12 protein-coding genes and 1 rRNA gene are annotated in these 14,182 nt (G+C 74.2%); 7 read left to right on the top strand and 6 right to left on the bottom strand.

All coding sequences use genetic code 11. The annotated features are described in order from the left end of the window. The 3 genes from rrf to AB0R04_RS12395 all read left to right on the top strand — a co-directional run. Positions 1-92 (top strand): 5S ribosomal RNA (rrf, locus tag AB0R04_RS12405); the annotation flags it as partial. A 193-nt stretch (positions 93-285) separates the two neighbouring features. Continuing rightward, positions 286-693 carry a YciI family protein gene (locus tag AB0R04_RS12400; RefSeq protein WP_063351357.1) on the top strand — a complete coding sequence of 136 codons (408 nt, stop codon included), beginning with the start codon at positions 286-288 and terminating at the stop codon, positions 691-693. Between the two features lie 8 nt (positions 694-701). Next, positions 702-1,847 carry a DUF6596 domain-containing protein gene (locus AB0R04_RS12395; protein ID WP_063349147.1) on the top strand — a complete coding sequence of 382 codons (1,146 nt, stop codon included), beginning with the start codon at positions 702-704 and terminating at the stop codon, positions 1,845-1,847. A gap of 86 nt (positions 1,848-1,933) precedes the next feature. Here the strand turns inward: AB0R04_RS12395 and AB0R04_RS12390 are convergent, their stop codons facing one another. The 5 genes from AB0R04_RS12390 to AB0R04_RS12370 all read right to left on the bottom strand — a co-directional run bounded on the left by AB0R04_RS12390 (position 1,934) and on the right by AB0R04_RS12370 (position 7,364). Further along, entirely contained in the window at positions 1,934-3,244 is a 1,311-nt protein-coding gene (locus tag AB0R04_RS12390; RefSeq protein ID WP_363370370.1) for a DUF58 domain-containing protein, read from the bottom strand. A 28-nt stretch (positions 3,245-3,272) separates the two neighbouring features. Further along, a complete protein-coding gene (locus tag AB0R04_RS12385) occupies positions 3,273-4,193 on the bottom strand; it encodes a MoxR family ATPase (RefSeq protein WP_363370392.1) in 921 nt (306 codons plus the stop codon). A 101-nt stretch (positions 4,194-4,294) separates the two neighbouring features. After that, entirely contained in the window at positions 4,295-5,527 is a 1,233-nt protein-coding gene (locus AB0R04_RS12380) for a DUF4350 domain-containing protein (RefSeq protein WP_363370368.1), read from the bottom strand. Next, the gene (locus tag AB0R04_RS12375; RefSeq protein ID WP_063349151.1) at positions 5,524-6,183 is read right to left on the bottom strand and encodes a DUF4129 domain-containing protein; all 660 of its coding nucleotides are present in this window, start codon (positions 6,181-6,183) and stop codon (positions 5,524-5,526) included. The genes AB0R04_RS12380 and AB0R04_RS12375 overlap by 4 nt, the downstream gene beginning before the upstream one ends. Positions 6,184-6,188: 5 nt before the next feature. After that, a complete protein-coding gene (locus AB0R04_RS12370; protein ID WP_363370366.1) occupies positions 6,189-7,364 on the bottom strand; it encodes a hypothetical protein in 1,176 nt (391 codons plus the stop codon). A gap of 288 nt (positions 7,365-7,652) precedes the next feature. Between AB0R04_RS12370 and mtrA the strand changes: the two genes are divergently transcribed. From mtrA to AB0R04_RS12355, 3 genes are all read left to right on the top strand, one after another. Next, positions 7,653-8,330, top strand: a complete 678-nt coding sequence (mtrA, locus tag AB0R04_RS12365) for an MtrAB system response regulator MtrA (RefSeq protein WP_030247322.1) — start codon at positions 7,653-7,655, stop codon at positions 8,328-8,330. A 70-nt stretch (positions 8,331-8,400) separates the two neighbouring features. Beyond that, on the top strand, positions 8,401-10,437 hold the full coding sequence (gene mtrB, locus AB0R04_RS12360) for an MtrAB system histidine kinase MtrB (protein ID WP_363370364.1): 2,037 nt from the start codon (positions 8,401-8,403) through the stop codon (positions 10,435-10,437). Beyond that, a complete protein-coding gene (locus AB0R04_RS12355) occupies positions 10,412-12,277 on the top strand; it encodes an LpqB family beta-propeller domain-containing protein (RefSeq protein WP_363370363.1) in 1,866 nt (621 codons plus the stop codon). Before mtrB ends, AB0R04_RS12355 begins: the two co-directional genes overlap by 26 nt. Positions 12,278-12,398: 121 nt before the next feature. Here the strand turns inward: AB0R04_RS12355 and AB0R04_RS12350 are convergent, their stop codons facing one another. Then, entirely contained in the window at positions 12,399-13,118 is a 720-nt protein-coding gene (locus AB0R04_RS12350) for a ComF family protein (protein ID WP_363370362.1), read from the bottom strand. A gap of 370 nt (positions 13,119-13,488) precedes the next feature. On the opposite strand from AB0R04_RS12350, the gene raiA reads away from it, so the two are divergent. Continuing rightward, entirely contained in the window at positions 13,489-14,181 is a 693-nt protein-coding gene (gene raiA, locus AB0R04_RS12345; RefSeq protein WP_063349155.1) for a ribosome-associated translation inhibitor RaiA, read from the top strand. Position 14,182: the final 1 nt, after the last annotated feature.

Genomic DNA, 14,182 nt, shown 5'->3' with positions numbered 1-14,182 from the left:
CGCCCGGTTACATTCCGAACCCGGAAGCTAAGCCTTACAGCGCCGATGGTACTGCAGGGGGGACCCTGTGGGAGAGTAGGACGCCGCCGAACAATCATTCACAGAGAACCCCCATCCGGGAAACCGGATGGGGGTTCTTTGCATTTCCGGCCCACAGGATCACCTCACGAGGGCTCCCACGAAAGTTCAAAAAAGTTCGGCCGGCCATGTCGAGAACCCGTGGCTGGCTCCGTCCCCGGGGTGGACGCGGCCACAATGGGTCGCACCAGCACCGAGGAGAACATCATGGCCAAGTACCTGCTGCTCAAGCACTACCGAGGCGCCCCGGCTCCGGTCAACAACGTGCCCATGGACCGATGGACGCCCGAGGAGATCTCGGCGCACGTGCGGTACATGCAGGACTTCGCGGACCGGCTGGAGAAGACCGGCGAGTTCGTCGACGGCCAGGCGCTCGCTCCCGAGGGGACGTTCGTCCGGTACGACGGCGAGGGGCGCCCGCCGGTGACCGACGGCCCGTTCGCCGAGACCAAGGACCTGATCGCCGGCTGGATGGTGATCGACGTCGACAGCTACGAGCGCGCCGTCGAGCTGGCCGGGGAACTGTCGGCCGCTCCCGGGGCGGGCGGGCGGCCGATCCACGAGTGGCTGGAGCTGCGTCCGTTCCTGGCCGCGCCGCCCACCGTCACCGAGTGACCTCCCCGGTGGACGAAGTCCTGCTCCGGAGCCTCGCGCCGAGCGTGCTCGGTATCCTCGTCCGCCGCGGAGCCGACTTCGCGGCGGCCGAGGACGCCGTGCAGGACGCGCTGGTCGAGGCGGTCCGCGTCTGGCCGGCCGACCCGCCGCGGGACCCCAAGGGCTGGCTGGTCACCGTGGCCTGGCGCCGGTTCCTCGACGGGGCCCGGGCGGACGCGGCCCGCCGCCGACGCGAGGACCGGGTCGAGGAGGAACCGGAGCCGGGGCCCGCGTCCGCGGTGGACGACACGCTCCAGCTCTACTTCCTGTGCGCGCACCCGTCGTTGACGCCGTCGTCGGCGGTCGCGCTCACGTTGCGGGCCGTGGGTGGGCTGACCACCCGCCAGATCGCCCAGGCCTACCTGGTGCCGGAGGCGACCATGGCGCAGCGGATCAGCCGGGCCAAGCGGACCGTCTCGGGGGTGCGGTTCGACCGGCCCGGCGACGTCGCCACCGTGCTGCGTGTGCTCTACCTGGTCTTCAACGAGGGCTACTCCGGGGACGTCGACCTCGCCGCCGAGGCCATCCGGCTGACCCGGCAGCTCGCGGAGGCGATCGACCACCCCGAGGTGGCGGGGCTGCTCGCCCTGATGCTGCTCCACCATGCCCGGCGCGGGACCCGGACCGCGTCCGACGGGAGCCTGGTGCCGCTCGCCGAGCAGGACCGTGGCCGGTGGGACACCGGGTTGATCGCCGAGGGCGTCGGGATCCTGCAAGCGGCCCTCGGCCGCGACCGGTTGGGCGAGTTCCAGGCCCAGGCCGCCATCGCGGCACTCCACGCCGACGCGCCCACCGCCGAGGAGACCGACTGGGTGCAGATCGTCGAGTGGTACGACGAGCTTGCCCGCCTGACCGAGAGCCCGGTCGTCCGGCTCAACCGCGCGGTGGCCGTCGGTGAGGCCGACGGACCGCGCGCCGGGCTGGCGGCGCTCGGGGAGCTGGACGGCTCGCTGCCCCGCCACACGGCGGTGGCGGCGTACCTCCACGAGCGCGACGGCGACCTGGAGACGGCGGCCCGGCTGTACGCCGAGGCGGCCCACCGGGCCCCCAACCTCGCCGAGCGCGACCACCTGACGCGCCAAGCCGCCCGGCTCAACGCCCGTAGGCGTCGCTGACGGACCAGTAGGTTGACGTGACGTCACCGCGGCCTGCCCGTTGAAGGAACGGGACCAAGAGACGGGATCGTCCGTACGGCGAGGGCTCAGAGGCGGCCGGCGGCCTTGAGGGCGAGGTAGGTGTCGGCGAGGGCGGGGGCGAGCTGGGTGGGGGAGGCGTCGAGGACGGTGACGCCGTGGCGGCTGAGGAGGTCGGCGGTGGCGCGGCGGTCGGCGCGGGTCTGTTCGGCGGCGGCGGCGCCGTAGACGGCCTCCAGGGTGCCGCGCCCGGCGGCGAGGGCGTCCAGGTGGGGGTCGGCGACGGAGGCCAGGACCACCTCGTGGCGCTTGGTGAGGAGCGGCAGCAGCGGGCGCAGGCCGTCTTCGACCGGGGCCGTGTCGAGGCCGGTGAGCAGGACGATCAGCGAGCGGTGCGGTGCCATCTTGAGGGCGGTGGAGACCAGTGAGCGCATGTCGGTCTCGTGCAGGGCGGGTTGGAGGGAGGCCATCGCGTGGGTGAAGGCCGGCAGGATCTCGCTGGGCGAGCTGCCGGCGACCGCGGCGCGCTTGCGGGCGTCGTGGGCGAGCAGGTCGACGCGGTCGCCGGCGCGGGTGGCGAGGGCGGTGAGCAGCAGGGCGGCGTCGAGGGCGGCGTCGAGGCGGGGTGCGTCGCCGACCCGGCCGGCGGAGGTGCGGCCGGTGTCGAGGACGACGAGGATGTGCCGGTCGCGTTCGGGGCGCCAGGTGCGGACGGCGACGGTGTTGCGGCGGGCGCTGGCCCGCCAGTCGATGGAGCGGACGTCGTCGCCGGGCAGGTACTCGCGCAGGGAGTCGAACTCGGTGCCCTGGCCGCGGGTCAGGACGGAGGTGCGGCCGTCGAGTTCGCGCAGCCGTGCGAGCCGGGAGGGCAGGTGCTTGCGGCTGTTGAACGGGGGCAGGGCGCGGACCGTCCAGGGCAGGTGGTGCGAGCCTTGGCGGCCGGCCAGGCCGAGCGGCCCGAGCGAACGGACCGTCACCCGCCGGGCGTGGTGGTCGCCGCGGCGGGTCGGGGTGAGTACGGTGACGGCCCGGCGCCGCTCGCCGGCGGGGACGTGCAGGGTGTGCCGGGAGGCGGCCTCGGCGGTGCCCGGCCGCCAGGCGGACGGGGCCCAGGCGTCGCGGATCCGGGTCCGGAGGGGCCGCCCGGAGGGGTTGGTGACGGTCAGTTCGACGGAGGCGGGTTCGCCGAGCCGGACGGTGGTGTCGCCGCCCCGGCCGAGTTCCAGGCTGCGGACGGGGGCGGCGAGCACCAGGTCGATCACGGCGGCGAGCAGCACGGTGCCGGTGACGAGGCCGATCCCGGCCCAGGACGGCAGCAACAGGCCCACGACGAGCGTGCCGAGCGCGGCGAGCAGGGCGGTTCGCCCGGTGAGGGCCATGCGGTGCGCTCCTTCGGGAACGGGTGGTTCAGCGGGGGGCGGGCGTCTGGGTGAGGACGGCCTGGATGACGGAGTCGGCAGTGACGCCCTCCATCTCGGCCTCGGCGCGCAGCGCGACGCGGTGCCGCAGGGTGGGCAGGGCCAGGGCCTTGACGTCGTCGGGGGTGACGTAGTCGCGGCCGGCGAGCCAGGCCCAGGCGCGCGAGGCGGCCAGCAGGGCGGTGGCACCGCGCGGCGAGACGCCGATGGACAGCGACGGGGACTGCCGGGTGGCCCGGCAGAGGTCGACGATGTAGGCGAGGATCTCGGGGGAGACGGTCAGCTTGGCGATCTGCTCGCGGGCCGCGGCGAGGTGCGCGGGCCCGGCGACCGGGCGGACGCCGGCGGCGGCGAGGTCGCGGGGGTTGAAGCCGGCGGCGTGCCGGGACAGGACCTGGAACTCCTGGTCCCGGTCGGGCAGCGGCAGGACCAGCTTGAGCAGGAAGCGGTCCAGCTGGGCCTCGGGCAGCGGGTAGGTGCCCTCGTACTCGACCGGGTTCTGGGTCGCGGCGACCAGGAACGGGACGGGCAGTGCGCGCGGCACGCCGTCGACGGTGACCTGGTGCTCCTCCATGGCCTCCAGCAGGGCGGCCTGGGTCTTCGGCGGGGTGCGGTTGATCTCGTCGGCGAGCAGCAGGTTGGTGAAGACCGGGCCGGGCTGGAAGGAGAACTCGGCGGTCCGGGCGTCGTAGACGAGGGAGCCGGTGACGTCGCCGGGCATCAGGTCGGGGGTGAACTGGATGCGCTTGGTGTCCAGGTTGAGCGCGGTGGACAGGGTGCGGACCAGCAGGGTCTTGGCGACGCCGGGGACGCCCTCCAGCAGGACGTGGCCGCCGCAGAGCAGGGCGACGACGAGGCCGGTGACGGCGGCGTCCTGGCCGACCACGGCCTTGCCGATCTCGGCGCGCAGGGCGGTGAGTGCGGCGCGCGGGTCGACGGCGGTGTCGGGGGTGCCCGGGGTGGCAGCCGCCGCGCCGGGGGTGCTGGACGGGGTGGCGGTGGCCTGTTCGGTCACGGGTTCCGTACCTGCCTTTCGAGGGCGTCGAGGTCGTCGGCGAGCCGCAGCAGTGCGGCGTCGTCGGTCGGGGGCGGGCCGAAGAGGAGGGCCCGGACGTCGCCGGCGGGCTGCTCGGGGAGGCGGTCGGCCACGGCCGCGCACAGGGTGTCGGGGTCGGGCGCGCCGGCGTGGAGCGGGACGCCCAGGGTGGGGGCGAGGCGGTGCGCGGCGGCCCGGCGCAGGGCCTCGGCGGCGCGGCCGCGGGCCTTGGCGCGGCGGTAGAGCCGGGCGCGGCCCTCGGTGGTCTCGGCGGCGCGGACCACCACGGGCAGGTTCTCGCTGATCACCGGGCCGAGTCGGCGGCCGCGCCACAGGGCGGTCAGGACGGCCGCGGCGGCGAGCTGGTAGCCGGCCCAGCGCCAGCCGTCCGGGATGTAGTCGCCGAAGGTCTTGTCCCGGGTGCCCTGGGCGGGCGGGACGCTGTAGTCGGGCAGGTGCCAGGTGAGGCGGGGCTGGGAGCCGAGCAGGCCGAGGGCGAGGGCGGCGTTGCCGTCCTTGGCGAGCTGCTCGTTGTGCAGGAAGGCGCCGGTGCCGAGCACGATGACGTCGCCGCCGGCGGTCGGGGCGCTGACCAGCGGGTAGCCGTGGCCGCGCGGGTAACAGCCGGCGCCGCGGCTGCCGCTGGTGTAGAGCATTCCGCCGATCTCGGCGCTGCCGGCCCGCACGGCCTCGGTGAGCGGGCACTGTGCGGCGGTGCTGCGGACGGAGGCGTAGGAGGGCCCGCCGTCCTCGTCGGAGGGGCGGATGCCGGGGGCCAGGGCGCTGAGTGCGGCCGGACCGGGGGCGATGAGGACGAGCCGGCTGTGCCGGGCTGCGGCGACGGCGCGCAGTTCGGCGGGGCCGAGCAGGTCGGGTTCGGGCAGGACGAGGGTGTCGGCGCCGCCCGGGTGGCTGATGAGGTCGGTGGTGAGGTCGGCCTTGAGGCCCTGGTGTTCGAGCAGCGCGAGGACGGCGCGGGTGCCGTCCTGGTCGTAGGAGCGCGGGTCGAGCGGCGGGTAGCGGCGGTCCTGGCCGAGGGCGGCCACGGCGGTGGCGCCGATCAGCAGGATGGCGAGGACGAGCAGGTACCAGCGGGCCCGGCGCCAGAGGCCGCGGCCGGTGAGGGCGAGGCTGGTCGTGGCCGTCTCGTCGGGGGCAGGGACGGCGGGCGGCTGCGGAGAGGGCGGCGCGGGGGTGGTGCTGGTCATGCCGCTCCTCCCAGGGCCGGGCGGGCGCGTTCCAGGGTCCGGTCGAGCTCGCGCAGCAGCTGGTACGCGGCCTGGTCTGCGGTGCGCTCGCCGTAGGCGATGTCGTCGAAGGTGCGGGCGGCGGCGGCCAGGGCGGCGGCGTGGTCGGGCAGGGCCCGGCCGGCCTCGGTGGCGGCCTCGTCGGCGGTGCGGCCGGGGCGGACGTCGAGCAGGGTGCGTTCCTCCAGGGCCCGGACCAGGGCTCGCATCTGCGCGCGGACGGCCTCGTTCCAGTGCCCGGCGGCGGCGTGCCGTTCGGCGTCGGCCCGGTACTGGCCGGCGCCGCGCGGTCCTTCGACGCCGTAGACGTCGAGGACGGTGCGGGCCGCGCGCCGTGGCGCGCCGAGGCGCCACCAGAGGGCGGCGCCGATCAGCAGGGCGACGATCAGGAAGAGCACCAGGCCGGTGGTGCCGCTGGTGCCGTTGCCGGAGATGCTGTCGAGCGCGTCGGTGATGTGGTCGTTGAGCCAGGTCATGACCCGTTCCAGGACGCTCGGGTCGTGCTTGTGGTACTCGGCGTTGAGCAGCTCGTCGCGGGCGGCGTCGCGGGCCGGGTCACGCGGGACGGTGACCGGGGCGCCGTCCGCGACGAGGAGCCTGTCCCCCCAGGTAGGCATCCGGGTCAGCGCCTCGCGGGGGGTCGGCCGGCCTGGTCGCCCCAGCCGGTGGCGCCGGGCTCGGCGAGGCCTGCGGCGCGGGCGAGTTCGATGTCCAGGGCCTCGCGGCGGATCCGCTGGTCGATGTAGATGAGGACGCCGAGGGCGGCCCGGAAGGGGATGGTGAGGGTGGCGGCGATGATGCCGGCGATCGCGGTGGTGATCAGCATCGCGGTGGGCTCGTGGGCCGCGGTGAGGTCGACCTGGCGGTCGAAGTCGCTGAAGCCGAGGACGAGTCCGGCGAAGCGGAACGGGATCGCGATGACCATGGCGACGATGAAGGTCAGCACCTCGCCGAGCAGCGAGATGCCGAAGATGCGCCACCAGGAGCCGAGGGTCAGGCGCCGGGAGCGGGACAGCGCGGTCCGCACGCCCTGCTTCTCCAGCATCAGGGCGGGGGCGGCCAGGCTGAACCGGATCCACAGCCAGAACCCGACCGGGATGGTCAGGATGCCGACGAGGAAAAGGAGGGCCTCCGTCCCGGGGTCGCCCGCCGAGCCGGTGGTGTAGAAGTACCAGGGGCTGAAGCCGAGCAGCACCACGCCGCCGGACATCAGGCCGGTGAGCAGGGTCAGCCCGAGCAGCTGCGGCAGCCGGCGGCGGGCGTCGCGCCAGGCGTCCCCGGCGGTCGCGGACTGCCCGAGGACGGCGCGGCTGACGACCATGGTGAGCAGCGCGGTGGCGACCACGCCGAGCAGCACCGTCAGCGGCATCGAGGCGAGCATGGTCGTCACCTGGGTGGCGGGGCCGGTCTTGCCCTTGACCAGCAGCTGGGCGGCGACGTTGCCGGCCTGCTCGACGACGGCGATGCCGAGGGAGAGGGCGAGGGTCGTCCGCCAGTGCTTGCGGATGGTGGCGACGGAGCCGTCGAGGAGTTCGCCGAGTCCGAGCGGGCGCAGCGGGATGACGCCGGGCTTGGGGCTCTGCGGAGCGCCCCAGCCGTAGGGGTGGTGGCCGCCCGGTGCGGGCCGGCTCCAGTCGGGCCGGGCCTGCTGGCCGTTCCAGCCGGGGGCCGGGGCGGGGGCGCCCTGCGGTGGTGCCGACGGCCCGGGCACGGCGGCGGGCGCGTCGGCCGGGGGCCGGGCGTCGTCGCGGGGCGGCTCGGGCGAGCCGGGCGAGGCCCAGCCCGGAGTGTCGGTCATCACTGCTCCTCGGAGGGGCGTCACGGGCGCGGTTCCGGGCGGATCTTTCGCCCGCGCGCAGCGCCCATCGTGCCATGGGGCCTGGGGAGGCCCCATGGGTATCCGGCCGCTGATCGGAAACGGGGGCCTTCCGGTGGTCGGGCGGTGGGCCGCGGACCGTTCGAAGGCGTTCCGACCGGGCACATTCGCCCGGTATGGCCGGAATTAACCGGTGGGGGGAGTTGGCCGTTGTGGAGCATTGGCACTGCTGTGCGGCAGGTCACAATGCGGTAATGAGAGGATGGACGCATGAAGGGACGCGTCCTCGTCGTTGATGACGACTCCGCACTGGCCGAGATGCTCGGTATCGTGCTGCGTGGTGAGGGTTTTGAGCCGTTTTTCGTCGCGGATGGAGACAGGGCGCTAGCCGCGTTCCGGGAGACCAAGCCGGACCTGGTCCTGCTCGACCTGATGCTGCCCGGTCGGGACGGTATCGACGTCTGCCGGCAGATCCGGGCGGAGTCCGGTATTCCGATCGTCATGCTGACCGCGAAGACCGACACGGTCGACGTCGTGGTGGGCCTGGAGTCGGGTGCCGACGACTACGTCACCAAGCCGTTCAAGCCCAAGGAGCTGGTGGCCCGGGTACGTGCCCGGCTGCGCCGTGCCGAGGAGCCGACGCCCGAGCAGCTGACCATCGGCGACCTGGTGATCGACGTGGCCGGCCACTCGGTGAAGCGGGACGGCCGGGGCATCCCGCTGACCCCGCTGGAGTTCGACCTGCTGGTCGCGCTGGCCCGCAAGCCCTGGCAGGTGTTCACCCGCGAGGTGCTGCTGGAGCAGGTCTGGGGCTACCGGCACGCGGCGGACACCCGCCTGGTCAACGTCCACGTGCAGCGCCTGCGGTCCAAGATCGAGAAGGACCCGGAGCGCCCCGAGATCGTGGTGACCGTCCGTGGCGTCGGCTACAAGGCCGGACCCAGCTGACGTGACGCACCTGGCTGACGAAGCCCCGTCGGGTTCCGCGACCGACGGGGCCGACGCGGTTCGCGGGTCCGTGCTGAGTTCGACCACCCGCCGCCGGCGCCGGGCGGCCGCGTACGCGCTGCTGACCCGTCAGCTGCGACGGCCCGCGCGCCGGGTGACGGCGCTGTACCGCCGGTCGATCCAGCTGCGCGTGGTGGCGGTCTCGCTGCTCGCGTCCATCGCGGTCGTCCTGGTGCTCGGCGTGGTCGTGATGGCGCAGGTGCGCACCGGCCTGCTCGGCACCAAGATGGCGGCCGCCCGCGAGCAGGCCAGGATCGGGTTCCAGGCGGAACTGAAGAAGATCGACGAGGCGAAGGACCAGCGGTTGCGGGTCGGCGCCACGCCCGACCCCACCATCGAGGAGACCGGCACCTGGCTGCTGCGCCAGGTCAACGACCTGGCCGCGAGCGGGCAGACCGTCTACTCGGTGATCGCGATGGCCGCCGGCACCGACGCCATCGTCCCGGAGAACGGCTTCGCGCCGCGTTTCTCGGGCGACATCCTGCCCAGCAGCGTCCCCGACACCCTGCGGGACAGGGTCCACTCCGAGCCCGGCCAGATGTTCGACCAGCCGGCCCGGATCCACCGGGCCGACGAGCGGACCGAGCCCGGGCTGGCCCTCGGCATGCAGTTCACCGGCCCGGCCGGCAACAGCTACCAGATGTTCTACGTGTTCTCCTTCGGCCAGGAGACCGACACCCTCGACCTGATCACCGGCACCCTGGCGACCGCCGGCGTGTTCGTGGTGATCCTGATGGGCGGCATCGCCTGGGTCGTGGTGCGCCAGGTGGTCACCCCGGTCCGGATGGCCGCCGGCATCTCCGAGCGGCTCGCCGACGGGCACCTGGAAGAGCGGATGAAGGTCACCGGCACGGACGACATCGCCCGCCTCGGCGAGTCGTTCAACCGGATGGCCAATGCCCTCCAGGCGCAGATCCGCCAGCTGGAGGAGCTGTCCCGGGTGCAGCGGCGCTTCGTCTCGGACGTCTCGCACGAGCTGCGCACCCCGCTGACCACGGTCCGGATGGCCGCGGACCTCATCTACGACAGCCGCGAGGACCTGGACCCGATGGCGGCCCGCTCGGCGGAGCTGCTGCAGGGCCAGCTGGACCGCTTCGAGTCGCTGCTCGCCGACCTGCTGGAGATCAGCCGCTTCGACGCCGGCGCCGCGATCCTGGACGGCGAGCCGGTCGACCTGCGCGACATCGTCGCCCGGGTGGTGGAGGCCGCCGACCCGCTGGCCCAGGCCAAGGGCAGTGCGGTGGTGATCCGCGGCGACGGCGAGCCGGTCGTCGCCGAGGTGGACTCCCGCCGGATCGAGCGCATCCTGCGCAACCTGGTGGTCAACGCCCTGGAGCACGGCGAGGGCCGCGACGTGGTGGTCCGGCTGGGCTCGGCCGACGGCGCGGTCGCGGTCGGCGTGCGCGACTACGGCATCGGCCTCAAGCCGGGCGAGGCGTCCCGGGTGTTCCACCGCTTCTGGCGGGCCGACCCGTCCCGGGTGCGGACCACCGGCGGCACCGGCCTCGGCCTGTCCATCGCGGTCGAGGACGCGCACCTGCACGGCGGCTGGCTGCAGGCCTGGGGCGAGCCCGGCGGCGGCTCGCACTTCCGGCTCACCCTGCCGCGCACCCGGGGCGGCGAGATCAGCCGGGCGCCGTTCCGGCTGGAGCCGGAGGACTCCCGCAACAACCGGGGCCTGGGCACCTACGGCGCGCCGTACCGGCGGGCGATCAGCCCGGCCGGCGCGACCGCGATGACCGCGGCCGAGGAGCAGGCGGAGACGCCGGAGGGGCCCGTCAACGGCTTCGGCAGCGGGCTCGGCGGGGTGCTGAACATCGGCCCCGACCTGGGCAAGCGCCGGCTGCCCGAAGGGCCGCGCGCGGACCCCTCGGACGTCCGGACGGCGGGGACCGGGTACGGTGCCACCGGCGCCCAGGTGATGGTGGACCCGACGCCCGGACGGCCGTCGGTGGCACAGCGGACGGCGGAGCCGGACGTGACGGGTGGGATGGGCGGGACGGACCTGGAGGGGTCGCAGCGTGCGAAGGACGAGCAGCAGGACTGAGCCGCGGTTCACGGCGGTGGCCGGCGTGGTGCTCGGCGCCCTGGTGGCGAGCGGCTGCGCGGCCATGCCGGACTCCGGCGGCATCTCCAGGGTGGAGCTGTCGCAGGGGGCGGCCGACAAGAACCTGCAGGCCAAGGTCTACCCGGTGGCGCCGGCCAAGGGCGCCAAGCCGCGCGCCCTGCTGACCGGGTTCCTGGACGCGGTGACCGCCGACGAGGGGTACGAGACCGCGCGCCAGTACCTCACCGAGAACGCCTCCGCACACTGGAACCCGGACGCCGGCATCCAGGTGCTCTCCGCCGCCACCCCGAACCTCCCGGCCGGCCAGGAGATCGCCGACACCGACACCAGCGTCTCCGCGACGGTGACCGGCTCGCTGATCGCCAGGATCGACGAGAAGCACTCGTACCTGGCCGAGGGGCAGCGGGACGTCTCGGCCGACTTCACCCTCGTCCGGGAGAAGGACGGCGAGTGGCGGATCGACAGGCTGCCGGCCGGCGTGATCATGAACGAGACCAACTTCAACAACAGCTACCGCCAGGTCGACCGGTACTTCTACACCACGCCGGACCCGTCCTCGACCGTCACCGGAAGTGCCGGCCAGCAGGTGCTGATCCCCGACCCGATCTACCTGCGGCGCCGGATAGACCCGCTGACCGCCGCCGCCAAGGCCCTGGTCGCCGGGCCCTCGACCTGGCTCGCGCCGGTCGCCCGGACGTCCTTCCCGAGCGGCGTCAGCGTCGACCGGGTGAGCGTCGACGACGGCCGGATCGCCCACGTGCAGCTCGGCGGGGCGGACGTCAGCGAACCGGTGTCCTGCCGGCGGATGGCGACCCAGCTCTTCTACACCCTCGCCGACCAGGGCAAGGGACAGGTCGAACGGCTTGAGCTGAAGGGCCAGCGGGGCAACTGCTTCGCCAGCCGCAACGACCTGCCGGCCACCGGCCCCGGCGCCCTGGCCGGGCCGCTGCCCGCGCAGCAGTACTACCAGCGCGCCGACAACGGCCTGCTGATGGTCACCGACGAGCAGCGCAACGGCGAGCCCGTGCGCGGCGTCCTCGGCAAGCCGCAGCCCGCCGGCAAGGCACCGCTCGGCACCACGGCCGTCAGCCGGGACGGCTCCCGGGCCGCCGCCATCAGCGGGGACGGCCACCAGCTCTACTCGGTGCCGCTGGCGGACAGCGCGGTGGCGCTGCCCGACCCGGTGCTCACCTCGCCGGTGAAGACCGCCGACAAGGAGGACGGCCTCGCCTCGCCCAGCTGGGACGGCCGCGGCGACCTCTGGGTGGTGGACCGCAACCCGCAGGGCCCGCGGGTGGTGATGGTCCGCGGCAACCGGACGTACCCCGTCGCGGTCGAGGGGCTGGACGGGCAGACCGTGCAGGCCCTGAAGATCTCCTCGGACGGCGCCCGGGCCGCCCTGGTGGTCAAGACCGCGGGCGTGCCCAGCCGCTCGCTGTACTTCGGCCTGGTAGTGCATGGCGGCACCCCGGAGGCGCCGACCGCGCGGATCACCGGCCTGCGCCGGGCGGCCCCCTCGCTCACCGACGTCGCCTCGGTCTCCTGGGCGGAGGCCGACCAGCTGCTGGTGCTCGGCAAGGAGGCCGACCGGATCAAGCAGCTGTACTACATCGGCACCGACGGCACGCAGAGCGCCGACACCACGCTGCAGGCCGAGAACATGCTCACCGTCTCGGCCTCCGAGTCCCGGGGCAACGTCCTGGCCCAGGCGCCGGCGGTGCTCGCGGCGGCCGGAGGCGCGATCTACCGCCTGATCGGCAGTCAGTGGCGCGAGGTCCAGCTGGCCGACAAGGCCGGGTCCTTCTTCTACGCGGGCTAGGAACCCGCCGGTCACGCCCTGACGCCCCGACCCCTGACGCCCTGCTCCCCGGCGTCCAGTTCCCTGACGCCCAGTTTTCTGACGCCCCGACCCCTGGTGCCCCGTCGGGCCGCTCGGTGCCTCAGCCGGGCCGGTGTGCGGTGGCGGCGACCGCGGCGCCCGCCCGGGCGGGCAGTCCGGCGTCCGCCAGTGCCCGGGCCGCCTCGGCGAGGCTGGCGCCGGTGGTCACCAGGTCGTCCACCAGGACCGCCTGACAGCCCAGCAGGGCGCGCCGGGCACGCGGCAGCACGGTGAGCGCGCCGTGCAGGTTGCGGTGGCGCTCGGCCGCGCTCAGCCCGGCCTGGTCGGCGACCGGGCGGGCGTGCCTCAGCAGCGGCTCGGCCCGGGCGTCCAGGCCGGACCGGCGCAGTGAGCGGGCGGCGGCCCCGGCCAGCCGCAGCGTCGGGTCGTGGCCGCGGGCGCGGACGGCGGAACGGGCCGAGGGCATCGGGACCAGCAGCAGCGGCGCGGCCCCGGCACGCGGCCCCAGGGCGGAGCGGACGGCCCGGCCGAGCGCCTCGCCGAGCGGGCCCGCCAACCGCAGCGCGCCGCGCTCCTTGTGGGCGAGCAGCAACTGTCGGACGGGGTCGGCGTACGGGGCGGCGGCGTGCGCCCAGGGCAGCAGCGTGGGGCCGGGCCGGGTGGCGGCCAGCGCGTGCCGGCAGGCCGGGCAGAGCTGGGTGCGCTCGGCGCCGCAGCCGGCGCAGCGGGCCGGGACCAGGACGTCCAGCAGTCCGGCCAGTGCGTGGCCGAACGGCCCTTGGGCGGACGGTGGACGAGTGGGGGCGGAGGGTGGTGGCACGGCTGCTCCTGGCGACGGCAGGCACGGAGAGTGAGCAAAGGATGCGCCGTACGGGGGGTGTTGTCCAGGTATTTACCCGTGCTTCACTCGCAGGAGGGTAGACAGGGTCCAACAGCTTGACCGCCCGCCCGCAGTATCGGGTCACACCCGACTCCGCGCCTGGGGAGGCGAAAACCCCGTGTGAGGTGTTCGATAAAGCTCCAAGGGGTTTCAACCGTCCCTGGTGGGGAGGAAGTGAGGTGAGGGCCAGTCGTTTCCCGCCGCTGGCGGCGGGGGCGGGGGGCCGGCAGTGGATGGGCTGGTCCAGCTGGGTCTCAGTCCGGTCCGGTAGCACCCGGATCGGCGTCAGCACGAGGGATCGGAGTTCTGCGTGGACATCGTCGTCAAGGGCCGCAAGACCGAGGTGCCCAAGAGGTTCCGCGAGCACGTGGCCGAGAAGCTGGAGAAGGTCCAGAAGTTCGACGGCAAGGTGATCAGCCTCGACGTCGAGGTGTCCAAGGAGCACAACCCGCGGCAGGCCGACCGGTCCGAGCGGGTGGAGATCACTCTCCGTACCCGTGGGCCGGTGATCCGGGCCGAAGCCGCCGCCGCCGACCCGTACGCGGCGCTCGACCTGGCCTCGGCGAAGCTCGACGCCCAGCTGCGCAAGTCCGCGGACCGGCGCCGAGTGCACAAGGGCGGCAACGGCCGCACCCCCATCAGCGTCGCCGAGGCGACCGCGGCGCTGGCCGCGCTGCCGGACACGGCGGCGCCGGAGGGCGAGACCAACGGGGCCGTCCGCAAGACCATGATGGGATCCCTGGAAGTGGAGGGCGAAGGCCCGCTGGTGGTCCGGGAGAAGACCCACCCGGCCGCCCCCATGGCGCTGGACCAGGCGCTGTACGAGATGGAACTGGTCGGCCACGACTTCTACCTCTTCGTGGAGAAGGACAGCGGCCTGCCGAGCGTCGTCTACCGCCGTCACGGCTACCACTACGGCGTCATCCACCTGCAGACCGACGGGTCGGCCGGCGCGGGTAGTGGCGCGGGCGGGGCGATCGGCGAAAGCGACGACGAGGACTGAC

Origin of the sequence: Kitasatospora sp. NPDC056731 (assembly GCF_040687675.1) — a bacterium.
In the GTDB taxonomy this organism is placed as follows: domain Bacteria; phylum Actinomycetota; class Actinomycetes; order Streptomycetales; family Streptomycetaceae; genus Kitasatospora.
The sequence above is the reverse complement of the archived record's forward strand: the minus strand, read 5'-3'. Positions and strand labels throughout refer to the sequence as shown.

What these genes read in the sequence shown, in the direction of transcription:
- AB0R04_RS12400 (WP_063351357.1), top strand. Translation starts at nt 286, where the DNA reads ATGGCCAAGTACCTGCTGCTCAAGCACTACCGAGGCGCCCCGGCTCCG.
- AB0R04_RS12390 (WP_363370370.1), bottom strand. Translation starts at nt 3,244, where the DNA reads ATGGCCCTCACCGGGCGAACCGCCCTGCTCGCCGCGCTCGGCACGCTC.
- AB0R04_RS12380 (WP_363370368.1), bottom strand. Translation starts at nt 5,527, where the DNA reads ATGACCAGCACCACCCCCGCGCCGCCCTCTCCGCAGCCGCCCGCCGTC.
- AB0R04_RS12375 (WP_063349151.1), bottom strand. Translation starts at nt 6,183, where the DNA reads ATGCCTACCTGGGGGGACAGGCTCCTCGTCGCGGACGGCGCCCCGGTC.
- AB0R04_RS12370 (WP_363370366.1), bottom strand. Translation starts at nt 7,364, where the DNA reads ATGACCGACACTCCGGGCTGGGCCTCGCCCGGCTCGCCCGAGCCGCCC.
- mtrA (WP_030247322.1), top strand. Translation starts at nt 7,653, where the DNA reads ATGAAGGGACGCGTCCTCGTCGTTGATGACGACTCCGCACTGGCCGAG.